This window comes from Microcoleus sp. N9_B4, from assembly GCF_036701635.1.
Lineage (GTDB): Bacteria > Cyanobacteriota > Cyanobacteriia > Cyanobacteriales > Microcoleaceae > Microcoleus.
This window is the reverse complement of record NZ_JAUBRC010000028.1, coordinates 23,771-39,861: the sequence shown is the minus strand read 5'-3', so window position 1 is coordinate 39,861 and position 16,091 is coordinate 23,771. Positions and strand designations below refer to the sequence as shown.

10 protein-coding genes are annotated in these 16,091 nt (G+C 45.7%); 6 read left to right on the top strand and 4 right to left on the bottom strand.

The genetic code is table 11. The features are described from left to right. Window positions 1-67: 67 nt before the first annotated feature. Complete coding sequence (gene ilvD / locus QUA43_RS19100; RefSeq protein WP_333375889.1) at window positions 68-1,753, top strand: dihydroxy-acid dehydratase; 1,686 nt, start codon at window positions 68-70, stop codon at window positions 1,751-1,753. A gap of 249 nt (window positions 1,754-2,002) precedes the next feature. Here ilvD and QUA43_RS19095 read toward each other — a convergent pair whose 3' ends face one another. Both QUA43_RS19095 and QUA43_RS19090 read right to left on the bottom strand, forming a co-directional pair. After that, the gene (locus QUA43_RS19095) at window positions 2,003-2,533 is read right to left on the bottom strand and encodes a hypothetical protein (protein ID WP_333375888.1); all 531 of its coding nucleotides are present in this window, start codon (window positions 2,531-2,533) and stop codon (window positions 2,003-2,005) included. A 350-nt stretch (window positions 2,534-2,883) separates the two neighbouring features. Further along, on the bottom strand, window positions 2,884-4,815 hold the full coding sequence (locus QUA43_RS19090; protein WP_333375887.1) for an ATP-binding protein: 1,932 nt from the start codon (window positions 4,813-4,815) through the stop codon (window positions 2,884-2,886). 342 nt (window positions 4,816-5,157) lie between these two features. On the opposite strand from QUA43_RS19090, the gene QUA43_RS19085 reads away from it, so the two are divergent. The 3 genes from QUA43_RS19085 to QUA43_RS19075 all read left to right on the top strand — a co-directional run bounded on the left by QUA43_RS19085 (window position 5,158) and on the right by QUA43_RS19075 (window position 8,199). Then, window positions 5,158-5,298 (top strand): hypothetical protein, encoded by a 141-nt coding sequence (locus QUA43_RS19085; RefSeq protein ID WP_333375886.1) that lies wholly within the window; start codon window positions 5,158-5,160, stop codon window positions 5,296-5,298. A gap of 93 nt (window positions 5,299-5,391) precedes the next feature. Next, entirely contained in the window at window positions 5,392-7,035 is a 1,644-nt protein-coding gene (locus tag QUA43_RS19080; protein ID WP_333375885.1) for a GTP-binding protein, read from the top strand. Between the two features lie 234 nt (window positions 7,036-7,269). Further along, window positions 7,270-8,199 (top strand): phosphoribulokinase, encoded by a 930-nt coding sequence (locus QUA43_RS19075; protein ID WP_333227394.1) that lies wholly within the window; start codon window positions 7,270-7,272, stop codon window positions 8,197-8,199. An 86-nt stretch (window positions 8,200-8,285) separates the two neighbouring features. Here the strand turns inward: QUA43_RS19075 and QUA43_RS19070 are convergent, their stop codons facing one another. Continuing rightward, window positions 8,286-8,474 carry a hypothetical protein gene (locus tag QUA43_RS19070; RefSeq protein ID WP_333375884.1) on the bottom strand — a complete coding sequence of 63 codons (189 nt, stop codon included), beginning with the start codon at window positions 8,472-8,474 and terminating at the stop codon, window positions 8,286-8,288. Between the two features lie 110 nt (window positions 8,475-8,584). Here QUA43_RS19070 and QUA43_RS19065 point away from each other — a divergent pair, with 110 nt between their 5' ends. Next, window positions 8,585-9,565, top strand: a complete 981-nt coding sequence (locus QUA43_RS19065; protein WP_333375883.1) for an ABC transporter ATP-binding protein — start codon at window positions 8,585-8,587, stop codon at window positions 9,563-9,565. Here QUA43_RS19065 and QUA43_RS19060 read toward each other — a convergent pair. Continuing rightward, window positions 9,550-11,400, bottom strand: coding sequence for an ATP-binding protein (locus QUA43_RS19060; protein ID WP_333375882.1), 1,851 nt, complete (start codon window positions 11,398-11,400; stop codon window positions 9,550-9,552). The genes QUA43_RS19065 and QUA43_RS19060 overlap by 16 nt on opposite strands. A 364-nt stretch (window positions 11,401-11,764) precedes the next feature. On the opposite strand from QUA43_RS19060, the gene QUA43_RS19055 reads away from it, so the two are divergent. Next, window positions 11,765-15,973: a CARDB domain-containing protein gene (locus tag QUA43_RS19055; RefSeq protein ID WP_333375881.1), complete on the top strand. Its 4,209-nt coding sequence runs from the start codon at window positions 11,765-11,767 to the stop codon at window positions 15,971-15,973. The last annotated feature ends 118 nt before the right edge of the window (window positions 15,974-16,091 follow it).

The window sequence follows — 16,091 nt, the reverse complement described above, 5'->3', positions numbered from 1 at the left end:
GGCAGTTGACAACTGACAACTGTCAACTGTCAACAGACAACAGACAACAGAGAAAGGAAATTTTAAAATGCCTGAAAATTTGAGAAGCCAAGCTGTGACTGGAGGCGTGCAGCGCGCGCCCAACCGAGCAATGCTGCGGGCAGTCGGTTTTGGTGACGGCGATTTCACCAAGCCGATTGTGGGGATTGCCAACGGGTACAGCACGATTACGCCCTGCAATATGGGATTGAACGACCTCGCTTTGCGGGCTATTGCGGGTGCAAAAGAAGCTGGGGCGATGCCGCAGATGTTCGGTACGATTACTATCAGCGACGGGATCTCGATGGGAACTGAAGGGATGAAATATTCTCTGGTGTCGAGAGATGTGATTGCTGATTCCATCGAAACTGTTTGCAACGGCCAAAGTATGGACGGGGTGCTGGCTGTGGGCGGTTGCGATAAAAATATGCCGGGGGCGATGATTGCGATCGCCCGCATGAACATTCCTGCTATTTTTGTTTACGGCGGCACCATCAAACCCGGACACCACAACGGACGCGATTTAACCGTTGTCAGCGCTTTTGAAGCAGTCGGTCAATTCAGCGCGGGAAAAATTGACGAAACAGAACTCAATGCAGTCGAACAAAAAGCTTGTCCGGGTGCGGGTTCTTGTGGCGGAATGTTCACGGCAAATACGATGTCTAGCGCTTTTGAAGTGATGGGTATGAGTTTGCCTTATTCTTCGACAATGGCTGCTGAGGATGCCGAAAAAGCTGACAGCGCTGCTGAATCTGCAAAAGTGCTGGTGGAAGCTGTCCGCAAACAGTTGTTACCGAGCCAAATTTTGACGCGCAAGGCCTTTGAAAATGCGATCGCCGTCATCATGGCAGTCGGCGGTTCAACCAATGCTGTGCTGCATTTATTAGCCATTTCCAATGCGATCGGAGTTGAACTTTCCCTCGACGATTTTGAAACTATTCGAGCAAAAGTACCAGTGCTGTGCGACCTCAAACCCAGCGGCAAATATGTAGCAACAGATTTGCACACAGCCGGCGGCATTCCTCAAGTAATGAAAATGCTGCTAGAAAAGGGTTTGCTGCACGGAGACGCGCTGACAATTACCGGTCAAACTGTTGCCGAAGTGTTAGCAGATATTCCAGCCGAACCCCGCACCGACCAAGATGTCATCCGCCCTTGGAACAACCCGATGTACGCCCAAGGACATTTAGCAATTCTCAGGGGAAATCTGGCAACAGAAGGAGCCGTTGCTAAAATTACTGGCGTTAAAAAACCGCAAATTACCGGCCCGGCGCGGGTATTTGAATCTGAAGAAAATTGTTTGGATGCAATTTTAGCCGGCAAAATTCAAGCTGGAGATGTGATTATCATCCGCTACGAAGGGCCCAAAGGCGGGCCGGGAATGCGCGAAATGTTAGCACCAACTTCGGCAATTATTGGCGCCGGTTTGGGCGATTCTGTAGGATTAATTACTGACGGTCGCTTCTCTGGCGGAACTTACGGCATGGTGGTCGGTCACGTTGCACCAGAAGCACAAGTTGGCGGGACAATTGCTCTGGTAAAAGAGGGCGATTCAATTACGATTGATGCTCAAAATCGCTTGTTGCAGCTCAATGTTTCTGATGCAGAATTGGAGCAGCGGCGCGCTCTTTGGCAGCCTCCTAAACCTCGCTATACTAGGGGCGTTTTGGCTAAATACGCTAAGTTGGTTTCTTCTAGCAGTATCGGTGCTGTGACTGATTTAGGTTTGGGTTAAAGTAGGAGTTTTTGAAACCGCAGATGAAGGCAGATTAACGCAGATGAACGCAGATAAAATCCTATCTGCATTCATCTGTGTCCATCCGCTGATATCAAATCCGTTAGCATCGGAATAGTAAATTCGAGTTGACTGTTCACGGCGTTGACGGTTGACTGTTCACGGCGTCAACAGTCAACCGTCAACAGTCAACATCATGTATGAGTGTAACCGGAAATGATATGATATCTGCGGTTACAAAATCCCAAATTAACTGCGCTGATTCAAAAAGCGGCCAGCCATCGACATGGCGTCAGTAATATCTACATCGCCGTCTCCATCTGTATCTAAAAACGTATTCAAAACGGGATTTCCGCCCTGGGCTGGATTTTGGGCGTTGCCGCCGGTTTGTAGCAAATTCAGTATGAGCGGCACCAAAACAGGTATCATCGCCTGCACTGTGGCGTTATTCAAACCGGTTCTTTGGGCGATATCGGCCACTATCTGCGTGAGTTGGCCTGCTCCGAACAAACTCTGTACCGCTTGGGGATTAGGATTTGTGCCGCTAAATTGGTTGACAAGTTGTTGAGCTTGTGCGTCTCCTGACTGCGATCGCACGTCTTGCAATGCCGATCGCACGTATCCGCCTAAAACCGACATCGCCAACTGAGTCGTACCCGCATCGACGCCCTGGTTGCCACTCAACTGCTCTACCGCACCGAGAATGTTGCCCAACTGATTGGGACTTGCTTGTTGGTTGGGATTGTCGATCGCGCTCAAAATTTGGTCAAATAGTCCCATAATTTTCGCTCCGTACAGTTGTTTCTCAACTTTAAATTATAGCAAATCCTGTTTTTCAAGATTACGAAAAATAGTTTTGATTTGGGTCTTATCGCTCATTTAGTGGGGTAAGGTGTCGCGAATTTAAATTGTATATTCAGGGCGGGCGGGACACCCCACAAGACTTTAATTTTTTTTGACCTACAATTTAAATGCCGCCACAGCTTAGCGACAGCCAGTTAGTAAGCAATCTCATACCATTTTAAATTTTAGATTTTAGATTTTAGATGTGGAATGAATTCTCACATCAGATTGCGGAGCGTGCTTGCAGTTGCATTCTTTTTTGAAACAGGCATTAAAACGAATAATTTTTAAGTTTTTACAGTTCCTCTTTTTTTGGGCTTAGTTGGCACGTTCTCGTTGCCGAGGGAATTATATTCGCGAGCAACTGGAGGTTGTAAGAGCGTATTTTGCCTTAAATTCTCATGCTTAATCGGCAGGGCGATCGTAAATTCTGTCCCCGTTCCCACCTCCGACCAAAAGTTTATTGTCCCCCCGTGTTTTTTAACGATAATTTCGCGACCAATTGCCAATCCCAAACCCGTACCTACACCTCTCGGTTTAGTAGTAAAGAATGTTTCAAACATTTTTTCTTGACTTGCTGGCGCTATTCCCGTACCGTTATCGGAAATTCGCACTACCACTGAGTCGTCGTCTAAGTATTCTGTAGCAATCACAATCCTGGGCAAAAAACTCGGTGCTTCCTGTTTGATCGACTCCGAAGCCGATTGTTTTTTCGCCTCCTCAAAACTTGTTTTCTCACTTTTTGCTTTCTCTTCCACAGCATCTAGTGCATTGTTGAGAAGGTTCACAAATACCTGGTAAAGCAAACCCATATAGCCTTCAACATTCGGAATGTTCCCGTAATTTCGCACCACTTCAATGCCCTGTTTGATGCGGCTGTTGAGAATCAGCAAACTGCTGTCTATGCAGGCGTGCAAATCGACGGGATGAGGGGCCGCCTCGTCGAGGCGAGAAAAATCTTTCAAACTTAAGATAATAGCTTTTGCTCTTTCCGCCCCTAGTTGCATCGAGTCAAATATTTTGCTCAAATCTTCTTTGAGAAAATCGATGTCTACTTCTTCGCCTTTCGTGATAACTGCGGCCGGGGGGTTGGGAATTTCTGTTTCGTAAGTTTTGAGCAAATCTAAAATATCTTCAACATAATTTCTGGCTGGGTCGATATTGGCATAGATAAAATTGATTGGGTTGTTAACTTCGTGAGCAACCCCAGCCAACATCCGCCCCAAACTGGCCATTTTCTCATTTTGAAGTATCTGGCTTTCTTGTTCAGATTTCAATTCTTCTAGCAACTGATTTACTTTCTGAATCAGTTGATTCAGGGAAGCTGCTAATACTCCTACTTCATCGGTGCTGGTAACTGGTACTTGCAACTGAAAATTAGATTCTTCAGTCACTCGCTGAGCGATTTTAGTTACAGCGGCGAGGGGTTTGGCGATCGCCCGACTGGTGAAGCCCGCCAGCACTGCTGCAACGACGATCGACAGTACCATGCTACCCAAAATTATTTGCACCCGCAGCGTCTGGGCTCGCAGCAGATCCTCCCGCCCTGCATCTTCTTGCTCTTGGGCGCGATCGATAATTTCTGCTATATCATTGACCGCCCTATCTAGTTCCAACCCTATTTTATCTCGATCTAAATTCGAGAGCAACGTACGTTTTACAAGTTGTTTAGCGGGGTTATTTGGCAATACAATGATTTTTTTATTAACTGTTTCTATTCGAGCAAGATAATTAGACAATAGCGAATCGCAAGTTTTTTTAAATTTTTCTATGCCTTCTATGTCTTCCATGTATTTAGAGTCCTTGACTTCAGATAATAACACCTTCAAGTTGTAAATATTGTTTTGTAGTTGTTCGTATTTGTTGTCAAAAATTTTGGGCTGTTCTAGCCCGTAAATAAGCCATTCTTGGCTATTTTTAGTTCGCAGTAAAGCCACCTGTAACTTATTTAAAAGCTGAGTTTCTCGATCGATGTGTACTTGATTGTTAGTTCTGCGATAGTAATGAGTGCCCACCAACATCCCGATAGTCGTTCCTCCAATCGCAACACAAAGAGCCAGTGCGTACCCACTGCTGATTTTGTCGCGAATACTGAGGTTGCCCAAGGAATGGGCTATGTGAGCGAAATAATTGGGCTTGAGTGGCTGGCTCTCTTTGATGTGATGCTCGCAAGAGGTAGAGAGTTCTTGTGAAGGCTGATTCAGATGTTTGAGCTGCATAGATGCTAACCTGTGAATAATTCACGCACTGACAATTCAGTCTAACTTAACTCGCGGCTGATTTGAGAGTACCGCATTGATATTTAATGTGATAATTTTTGTAAATTAGGATGCTCTTACCTTGCCTAAGAAACCCGGTTTCTCGTTTCTACTTTCGGAGCTTCCGGGAGGCGCTGGTGTTACAAAACCGGGTTTATCTGTACTTAATGTCATATTTGTTTCTTAATAAAAAAGTATTGCTAGACTCGCGATCGAATAAATCACCGAATAAATAAATAAGTAGGTAGATGCAAATAAACCAGTCTGCGGTTCCGGCGGGTGATAAGCTGTAGCTGAGTTATCGTGCAAGCTACAATTGCAGCAAGAGGGCGATCGCACAAATCTGCACCCGCTACCACTAAAACCCCGCAAACCGCGCCCGCAGTGCGACAAAATCGGGATTTGCGGGTTCGCGCAGTACGATCTGGCGCTTCGCCATTTTAGATTTTAGATTTTAGATTTTAGATTGGGAATGACTGATGACTATCGGCGTAATGTAAAAATCAAAGCATAACCCTTTTATTTGCCACTTTCCTCATGCCTTTGCCGCGCCTGTTAACCTTAATTGCTGCTTTCTGCCTCGCCCTGGGGCTGATTATTGGGCTGGTGAGTTCCTTAACAGGGCTTTACAGTCAAGTTGCGTGGTCTGCTTCTCCGCTGCTGGCTAATTTGCTGATTTTCCTGATAATTGTACTTTTGGCAACGCTAATTTTTGCGCTGGTTTACTATTTTAGGTTGCTGCAACGCCCTCAGAAAGTTAAGGGAAAACGGCCGATTACTCCGAAGATTCCTGTTGTGAAAAGTGAAGCAGCTTCGGAAAATCTTAAAGCAATTCGGCAACAAGTCGATCGCATTCAAGATGAAGTAGCGCGGCAAGCTTTGCTGTTGAGAGCCCGCGAAATTGAAGCTAGCATGGCTAGGGGCAGCGTTCGAGTGGTTGTTTTCGGCACCGGTTCTGCGGGCAAAACTTCCGCTGTCAATGCGCTGGTGGGGCGGATGGCGGGACAGGTGGGTGCGCCGATGGGAACTACCGAAGTTGGGGAAACTTACACTCTGAAATTGAAAGGAATCGATCGAGAATTAGCAATTACTGATACCCCAGGGATCTTGGAAGCGGGAGTAGCGGGAACTTACAGAGAAGAATTGGCGAGGCAGTTGGCGGCGAGGGCAGATTTGATCTTATTTGTTTTGGACGGCGATTTGCGAAAATCCGAGTACGAACCGCTGCGGACTTTAGCGGAAATTGGCAAAAGGTCGATCGTGGTTTTTAATAAAGTTGACCTTTATCCTGACACCGACAGAGATGAAATTCTCGATCGACTGCGGCAGCGAGTCAAAGGTTTTGTATCAGCAATGGATGTAGTCGCCATTAGCGCCAATCCGCAAAAATTTGTGCTAGAAGATGGCACAATTTTTCAGCCAGACCCGGATATTATGCCATTAATTCGGCGCGTCGCTGCGATTTTGCGAGCCGAAGGCGAAGACTTAATTGCGGACAATATTTTGCTGCAATCTCAGCACTTGGGAGACCAAGCGCGCAAGTTAATTGATGCTCAAAGAAGGCGGCAAGCTGATAAAGCAGTAGAGCGATTTCAGTGGATCGGAGCCGGAGTAATTGCTGTCACGCCTTTGCCAGTTGTGGATTTGTTAGCGACAGCAGCAGTTAACGCTCAAATGGTAGTAGAAATTGCCAAGATTTACGGCTGCGAATTAAATATCGACCGCGCCAAAGAATTGGCATTGTCTCTAGCAAAAACCCTAGCAAGTTTGGGCATAGTTGAAGGTGTAATTCAAGTAGTATCAAGGGCGCTGCAGTTAAGCGTAGCGGGGTTTGTACTTGGCAAAGCAATTCAAGCCGTCAGCGCGGCTTATTTAACCAGAATTGCAGGTAAAAGTTTTATTGAATATTTCCGTCATGACCAAGATTGGGGCGATGGTGGCATCGCCGAAGTCGTGCAAAGGCAGTTTCAGTTAAATCGGAAAGACGAGTTTGTCAAAGCATTTGTCAAAGATGCGATCGCCCGCGTTGTCGAACCTCTGAACATTTATCAGCAGGAATCGGAACCAGAATTAGAAATGTCAGCCGAATTGGAATCAGAAATAGAACCAGAACCATTGTATCAGCCGCCGCAACACGACGATTGGGAAACTTACAACAACAAACGAAAGGATGACTGGTAATGGGCCAAACAGGGAATTGGGCAAACAGGGAATTGAGAATTGGGTAATTACGATCGTTCAATGAGATGTTCCCTGAGTATGCTTTGTTGAATTTTATTAAGAAATTTTACAATAATTTTACACATGGGAAGACTCCGGGGGGAGTAAGTCAAACCGATCGCTCGGATGGAACACAATTTTGATAAGATTTAAGCTTGACAACAAAATTTGCTATTGTGCGTCCGGGTAAAAACAATGAGCGATCGACCAATTATTCTCGGTATTGTCGGAGACAGCGCAGCGGGCAAGACCACCCTGACGCGGGGAATTGCCCAAGTATTGGGGCCAGAAAATGTCACTGTGATTTGCACTGACGACTATCATCGCTACGACAGAAAGCAGCGGGCAGAAATCGGAATCACAGCATTGCATCCCGACTGCAATTATCTCGATATCATGCAGCAGCACCTCAGCCTGCTGCGTACCGGACAAGCAATTCTCAAACCCATCTACAACCACACCACAGGTACATTCGACCCACCGGAATACATCAAGCCCAGCAAATTTGTCATAGTTGAAGGTTTGCTGGGTTACGCAACCAGAACAATCCGCGATTCTTACGACGTAAAAGTGTATCTTGCTCCTCCCGAAGAGTTGCGAACTCAGTGGAAAGTTAAGCGCGATATCATGAAGCGCGGCTATACTGAAGAACAGGTGCTTGCAGAAATAAAAAAACGGGAACCGGACTCTGAAGACTTCATTCGTCCTCAGCGCAAATCGGCCGATGTTGTAGTTAGTTTTTACCCGCCCGAAGCGGAAAATGAATCCAATTTGAGCGTCCGTTTAGTGCTCAGACCGACAATTCCTCACCCTGATTTCACTGAAATTTTAGGTCGAGGCAGCGAGAGTTTTAAACCTGCAATTCGCTTGGGACTCGATCGGGATATGGGCAAACCAGTTGACGTTTTGGAAGTAGACTCCCACGCTACCAGCGAGCAAGTAAACGAACTGGAAATGATGTTGTGCAGCGAGTTGCCGCACCTGCGGGGATTTTGCTCCGCCCAAGGCAACCCGGAAATTGGCAAACTGATCGGCACAACGGGTGAAGTTTTGCAAAGTTACCCCCTAGCTTTGACGCAGTTGCTAGTTGCATATCACATGATGAAAGCAATTCATGTGTATTAGTTAGTTAGTTGTTAGTTTTTAGTTGGCCGTTGTTGGTTGTTAGTTGTTATTGCAATGATTAATAACCAATAACCAATAACCAATAACTAATGTACTCGCAAAGTCTGGTTGGCAGTGCCTAATTGCTGAATTGGCATGGAGACTGGCAACTGACTTTGAGGTGCGGGCACCATTTCGCCTCGGAAGTCGAGGATGGTGACAAGCAGCAGATAGGCAACTGCTAACATTATAGAAATCACTCCAGTGATAATAGCAACAAGTTTTGAACGATCCATATTCAGCAAATTTTAACTACAGCTAATATTAGTTTAACATTAAAAATAGCAATTATTACTTAACTTATGCAATAGAATATAATCAGGTGCTAGTTATTTCTCTGACAAAAATGGAACCTCTTGTAGATGCGCCAAATCCCATCGAGATGCCCAGAGCTACCCCAGTGGTGGAAACATTTAATCTGGGGAAGTTCTACCGTACCGGCTTCTGGATGAATGAAAAAATTGAATCGCTTAAAAATTGCACTCTGACTGTCTCTGAGGGGGAAACTTTCGGGTTGTTAGGGCAAAATGGAGCGGGAAAAACTACGCTGCTGAAAACTTTGCTGGGTATAGTGCGCCCCACTTCTGGGCGGGCGCTGCTGTTGGGGAGGCCTTTGGGCGATCGCACTGTGAAGCAGCGAGTCGGCTACTTGCCAGAAAATCCCTATTTTTACGATTATCTCACGGGCTGGGAATTCTTGCAATTTGCGGCGGGGTTATTTCAAATTCCCCCCTCGATTCAGCGGCAGCGAATTCCGAATTTGCTAGACTTAGTTGGGCTATCTCAATCGGCAGCAAGAAAAAAACAGTTGCGCCAGTATTCTAAGGGAATGCTGCAACGGATCGGCATGGCTCAAGCTTTGATTAACAATCCCGATGTGGTATTTTTAGATGAGCCGATGTCGGGTTTAGATCCGATGGGACGCTATCAGATGCGGGAGATAATTTTATCGCTAAAAAATCAAGGAAAAACAATTTTTTTTAATTCGCATATATTGTCTGATGTGGAGAAGATTTGCGATCGAGTGGCAATTTTGGCGAAGGGTGAGTTAATTTGCATTGGTGCGATCGACGAACTCTTGGGTAATACTGAAACTTACCGGGTTGAAGGTAGAGGCGGCCACTTGAATATCCTGCAAAAATGGATACCGGATATGGAAGTTGATAATGATTTGTGGTACGGTCATTTGCAGGGCGATCCGAAGGAGTTTATTTCTAGTCTGAGCGGTACGGGAGGGCAGCTAATTGGGATGAATTTGGCTAAGCCTAGTTTGGAAGAGTTTTTTATGCAGCAACTGCAAGAAAGAGGGATTTATTCTAGTGGTTGAAGTCTATACATCAAGTTGATTGTGGGGAGTAGGGGTTGGGCATCTTGCCCGCCCTGACTAATAAGAAAACGGGCAAGATGCCCGTTCCACAGCACATCAAATTTATTGTGGGTGGGCATCTTGCCCGCCTCTGAAAGGCTAATGTTTTTTACTTCCTTTAACAATGGCAACTGTAGATTTACACAGACTAACTCTGCACAATTCCATTGCCGCAGATACTCACAAACTTCAGAAATAATGGCATTTGCCGCATCTAAATCTCCTGCTTGAGAAGCATGATAGTGCGCTCTGATTAGCGGCCTAATATCCTCGATTTCTTGCCATTCCGATTTTGGTTTGAGCGGAATGCTGATATAATAGTTATAGGCTTGGCGGTGGGCGGTACGGAGATTTTCAGGGTTTTGATTTAGCAGGTACTCGCCCTTTTCTCGGACTAGCGGATGCAAGTGATAGGATTTGAGGTGGCGATCGTAATATAGCAATTGTCGGCGCTTGAGTGCCTGAATAATGTTTTCTTTGAGTTCATACTTGCTAACTTCTGGCATTTGAGCGCTAATTCCTGCCAAAGATAGCGGATATTCTGAGGTTTGGTAGACAGAAATTCGGCTGAGACAAGTTTGCTCGCCGTCGCTGAGACGCGCTATCATTTTATCAATTAATCTCTCAATATCTCGAATCAGCAACCAGTCTCTCTGGTGCAGAAAAATCCCGACATTTCCCTGAAACTCGGTATCATCTCGAATCAAAGCTGCGATGAGTTGTAAGGCTTTGGGATGTCCTGAATAGCGATCGCCCATTTCGGCTAATTCCTCTGCATTTGCAGTCAAATTAAAAGATTGCAATAGGGAAATTGCAGCATCTCGATCCAATCCGTTTAGCTGGATTTCGCGGGTGACTGTTGACGGCAATTCGGCTAAGCTTTCGCGACTGGTGAAAATAATTTTGCTTTGATGTTCTGTTTCTAATAGTTGTTTGAATAACCAAGCATATTCTGCACAATCCTCTGCGAAATAACCAGCGGCTTTGGCTTCTCCTGTTTTCAAAAGTGTGTCGGCGCGATCGAAAACGAGCAAGCAAGGTTTTTCTCTGAGGATTTTGAGGAGATTTTCGGTTTTTTTGAAGTAGTCATTTTGAGGATTTACGGTTGCGGTAATGTCGCCGTTGGAGAGGGTGAATAGCAGGGAGTCAATTGTGCGATCGAAGGGGGGTGCTTTGCCTGTTGCAGATTGCAAGGATTGCCAAGCGGCGCAGGTGAAGGGGGTATTTTCTGTGTGGAGTTGGCGAATTAGTTGGCTGGCGAGGGAGGTTTTTCCGATGCCCGGTAATCCGACAATTGAGATGGCGATGGGAACCTCGCAGGGCGGGAACGGGGGCACGGGCGGGCACGGGGGCACCGCCCCTACATTCAAACCGGGCGGGCACGGGGGCACCGCCCCTACAGGTTGGGGTTCAACAATTAGGGTTTTTAAGGTGTCGATTTCTTTGGTGCGCTGTACCCAATTTCTGACGGGGGGTAAGTTTTCTGGGAGGGGGAATGTGCGATCGGTTTGGGAGTCGAGAGGGATATCTGCGATCGCGGCGGCTAAAAGTAATTCTGTTTTCTTGATATCATTGCGCTCGATAATATCTTCCCAGTTATTGATTCCTACAGCCTTGCAAATATCGATAAATGTTTCGCGTCGAATTCGGTTTTGCGCCCAAAACCTCCTTAAAGTGGCTTTGGAAGTTAGAGCGACTTTACACCAGGTATCCTCACTTTTATTCCATCCCAGATTGCGCCTTACCATGTCAATGATTTTTAGCCCTTCTTCGGATGCTCTGAGCAATCCTGCCATTGCTACTCCTCTACGGAAACTCTGCCTTAGTAAATAATGTTACATGATTTGGTGAGCCAAATGAGCCAAATGAGCCAAGTGAGCCTTTGATGTTGAGCCAAATGGTGAGCCGTTAAGCCTATACAGATTCAGGATTGTGGAGTATTGTGAAATGATGTGTTTGGTTGTCAGGTACGTTTGACGGTGCATCTGGCGGGCGATCGGGGATACAGCTTATCTGCTGTTGGGAGCAATGTAAAGTTTTGTTACAAGAATAGGGCGAACTGCATAAAAAGCAGAGGAAGGCCCTGATAAACATTTAGGAAGGCTTGCAAGGCGGGCTTTGCTGGTTTTGACGCAACTATATTTGTGAGGAGATGGGATTATGACGGAATCTATAATTGCTACGCGAGATGGAAAAATCGGAACAGTCGATGGAACATCGGGAAACTTTGCACAGATAGCAACAAGTAACCTAGACTTCTCTGACATTGCCTTATCTAATAGCGATCAGCTTTTCGGTATTACGTTTGGCAATTTATATAAAATAGATCGAAATTTAGGCGATGCTTCACTTGTTGGCAACTTTGGTTTAGGTTTTTTTGCTGGGTTGAATGCTTTAGAATTTGCCAACAATATACTTTATGGTGCTGGTGGTTCTAATTTGTACACCATTAATAGCAGTACCGGCGAAGCAACTTTAGTCGCCAACTTGGGGTCAGACTTTGAGAGTAGTGGTGACTTAGTATTTGATGCTACTAATAATCTATTTTTGGCCACCTCAAACGGCTCAACAAGTGATAGCTTATTTTCCGTATCGCTGACAGGTCAAGCAACCCAAATCGGTAATATTGGCTTTACAAATGTTTTTGGTCTATCATTTGAAAATGGCAATCTTATCGGTTTCACGGAAGATAGAAAGCGAATTACTATCAATTCCACAACGGGAACAGGTACACTGGATAAAAGTCTAACGGGTGTTAGCGATCGAATTGGGGGAGCATCGTCTATTCCATCTGCAACACCGACTCCGACGACTCCAACACCAACTCCTCCAACACCGACTCCAACACCAACTCCTCCAACACCGACTCCAACACCAACTCCTCCAACACCGACTCCGACACCAACTCCCCTAACTCCGACTCCGACACCTCCGACACCAACTCCCCTAACTCCGACTCCTCCGACACCTACTCCGACACCTCCGACACCAACTCCCCTAACTCCGACTCCTCCGACACCTACTCCCTTAACTCCGACTCCGACTCCAACACCCCTAACTCCGACTCCAACTCCGACACCTACTCCCCCTTCTATTAGCGAAGTGGATCTAAATCCGCTCCGGCTCAAGGTAGTTGACGGTCAATTCGTATTCAACAATACGAGCAAACGCTATGAGTCATCCGGTACTGTTCAAATAGGGTTAAAAAATGGCTCTTTTCCGTTGTTGAGTGTTAATGGCTCTGTTAGTTACGACAACCAAACCATAAAAGCTAATGGGATCTTCTCGCCGACTATTGGTGGCTTAACAGTACCGTTATATCAAGGTGATTTAGAATTTGACGTGGGAAAAGCGGTTGCAAAATCAGTGAGAGAAACTACCCAAGCAGTAGCAAACCAGTTTAAGCTAGCTGGAACAGAAGTTCAGTTTAGCAACTTAGCTTTTACTGAAAAAGGAATTGAATTAGAAGGCACACTTCAATTCCCACCAGAACTGTTTGGCGGAACGAAGCTAGACATAAGGGACAACAATAAAATCCTGATTAGTAAGGATGGCGTGAGCTTGACCGGAGGAAAAATTGATTTCCCAGATGTCAACTTTAATATAGAAGACTTACTGGAGGTTAAAGGGACAGGTTTAGCGCTGGGATATACTACTGAGCAAAGAGCAGGAATTACGCTTCAAGGTAAAGCCGAGTTGGTTGTATTTGATCCCAGTCCCACTCCTACTCCCACCCCCCCTTTCACTGTTACTGCCGACTTTGCTGATCCCAATTACATTAAGATCAACCGTGACTTTAGCCCCATTGTGGATGTCAATGGGTCAATTTCTGTACAAAATATCAAGCTGATCCCCAAAGTGTGGGAGATTAAAAATGCAAAATTATCTGTGAATACAGAAGCCAAAGAAGTTAAGGGTGAAGCTACGATGCTTATTCCGGCAGGAATTGAACTCAGTGGCGGTCTTGGTTTTGTTGATAAAAAATTAAACTTTGTCAAGATAGGAGGAAGTAACCTCAACAAACCTATTGGTGCTACTGGTGCTTTTCTTCAGAGCATATCGGGCCAAGTAAATAATCTCACCAAACCCGATCTCATTGAGAGCAGTCTTACTGATGTTGGTCTGACTGCTGGCCCTGAAATAAAGATATCATTGCCTTCTTGGGCGGGCGGAGATGTTTCTGGGTCTGCTGTTGAGGTTAATGCAAGCGGTAGCATCACTCGCGATCGTCTCAAGACAAACGGTACTATCAAAATAGCAGGTGGATTAGCAGAGGGCAAAGGTGAGGCTGAACTCAATTGGAATAAAAAGTTTTTCAATGCTGAGGCTGATTTCTCAATGCTTGGCGGTGTAATCAATACCAAAAGCAAATTTACTGCTGATTCTAAGTTCAATATCATGATGAGTGGTGCTGCCAACGTCAAACCCCCAGATATCTCCCTTGAAATTCCCAAAGTAAAAATTCTTGGAAATGAGGTAGGCGGTGGCAAAATAAACTTCAAAGGTCAGCCACTTGCACAAGCAGAATTTGCGCTCAACTACTCTAACGACAACAACTTATCTAATGACTTTGTTCAGGCCTATGGTAAGTTACCAACCATAGAAATTTTCAATCCTTTGAAGCCTCTTGAGCCTATCAAAATAGAATATGAAGCGACGATCAAAGTTTCCTTTGATGGTAAAGCTGAGGCCAGTGTAGGTAAACCAGTGCCAAGAACAAATAGCTCGATCGTTACATCTAACCAAATCGAAAGAGTTGCCTCTGGCAATCAGATCGAAGCTAGTGCAGATAAAACAGCTTCCGCCATACAAGGCTTTACTGTTGCCCCAGGCACACCGTGGATAATTCTCAACGCCAACTGGGATAATGCCACTGCTAATACTCCTGTTGAAATTAAAGCACCCACTGGCGCTATTTTCAAAGAGTCTGATTTTGCAGCCAATAATATTGCAATTGTTGATGCGCTCACAAGTGCAACTACCAAGGCAGTTATGATCGCCAATCCACAACCAGGTACTTGGGATATCAACTTAACGAATTCCGCTGCTTTAGGTAATGTAGAGTACAGTGCATTTCAAGATTCTCAGGCTCCTACTGTTCAAGTGACGGCCTTATCTAAAGATGTTAGCGGACAAAACGTCACCATCAACTACAGCGCTTTTGATGCTGACTCCACTGCCAAAGTTAGCCTCTTCTACGACAATGACAACCAAGGTTTCGATGGCATTCTCATCAAAGATGGACTTGAGGAAAAAGACGGTGCAGGCAACTTTGTCTGGAACACTCAAGGCATCCCCACAGGCGATTACTACGTCTACGCAATGGCGATGGATGAAAACAACGCACCTGTTTTTAGCTACTCACCGCTGCCGATTAAGGTGACAGAATCAGCAGATTTATCAGTCACTAAAACAGCCGATCGCGATACAGCAATACCCGGAACCAACCTCACCTACACCGTTGCAGTCACCAACAACGGCACTGATAACGCTAAAGGTGCAATCCTCACTGAAACCTTGGCAGAGGGTGCTAAATTTGTTTCCGCTAACATCGCCCCTACCAAGCAGTCAGGAAATGAACTCACTTTTGACCTTGGCGATCTACCCAAAGGTCAAATTTCAACTGTTAGCATTACCGTTACCGCGCCGACAACCGGAAACATCACCGGTACCTCTAGCATAACGAGTAAAACCTTCGACCCCGATATCTCCAATGATGTCGATTTCGCCAGCACTACAGTCACAAATGACGGTACTGAATCGGCGACAGATAATGTTGTACAAACCCCAACACCAACACCACCTCGTCCTCCACTGCGTCAAGTTTTAGGAACTCCTGAAAACGACAATCTAGTTGGTATTGATGCAGCAGATAGCATGGCTGGTTTCGCTGGCGATGACACCCTTGCCGGACTTGGCGGAGATGACATCATCTACGGCAATAAAGGCAATGATATCCTCACTGGCGACAGCGGAAATGACAATATCTTTGGAGGTCAGGGTAACGATATTATCTTAGGCGGTACAGACAACGATCGCCTCAAAGGGAACGAAGGCGATGACACCCTCAGCGGCGATTTAGGTCGAGATATCTTAATCGGCGGCCCCGGCAGCGATACCTTTGTCCTACCAAAAAATGCGGCCGTAACTGGTGATTTTTTGCCAGATGCTATCTTAGACTTCCAATTAGGTGCAGATAAAATTGGACTGACAGAAGGATTAACAGAATCGAACTTACTGCTGAACTTCGATCAGGGAAATACTGTCATCAAGATTGCAGGTTCCAATCAAATCTTAGGTCTTGTTGTCGGTGTATCACCGAGTCAGTTAAGCGGTAGTTTTGTCTCCATCAATCTGCCAGTGATTTAGGATAATTGAAAACGCACTAAAGCCCTAGTATTTGTAGGGGCAATCCCCCCGTGGTTGCCCATGTTTGCCACAACCAGGTCGCCTGTAGGGGCAATCCCCCCGTGGTTGCCCTAGGCCA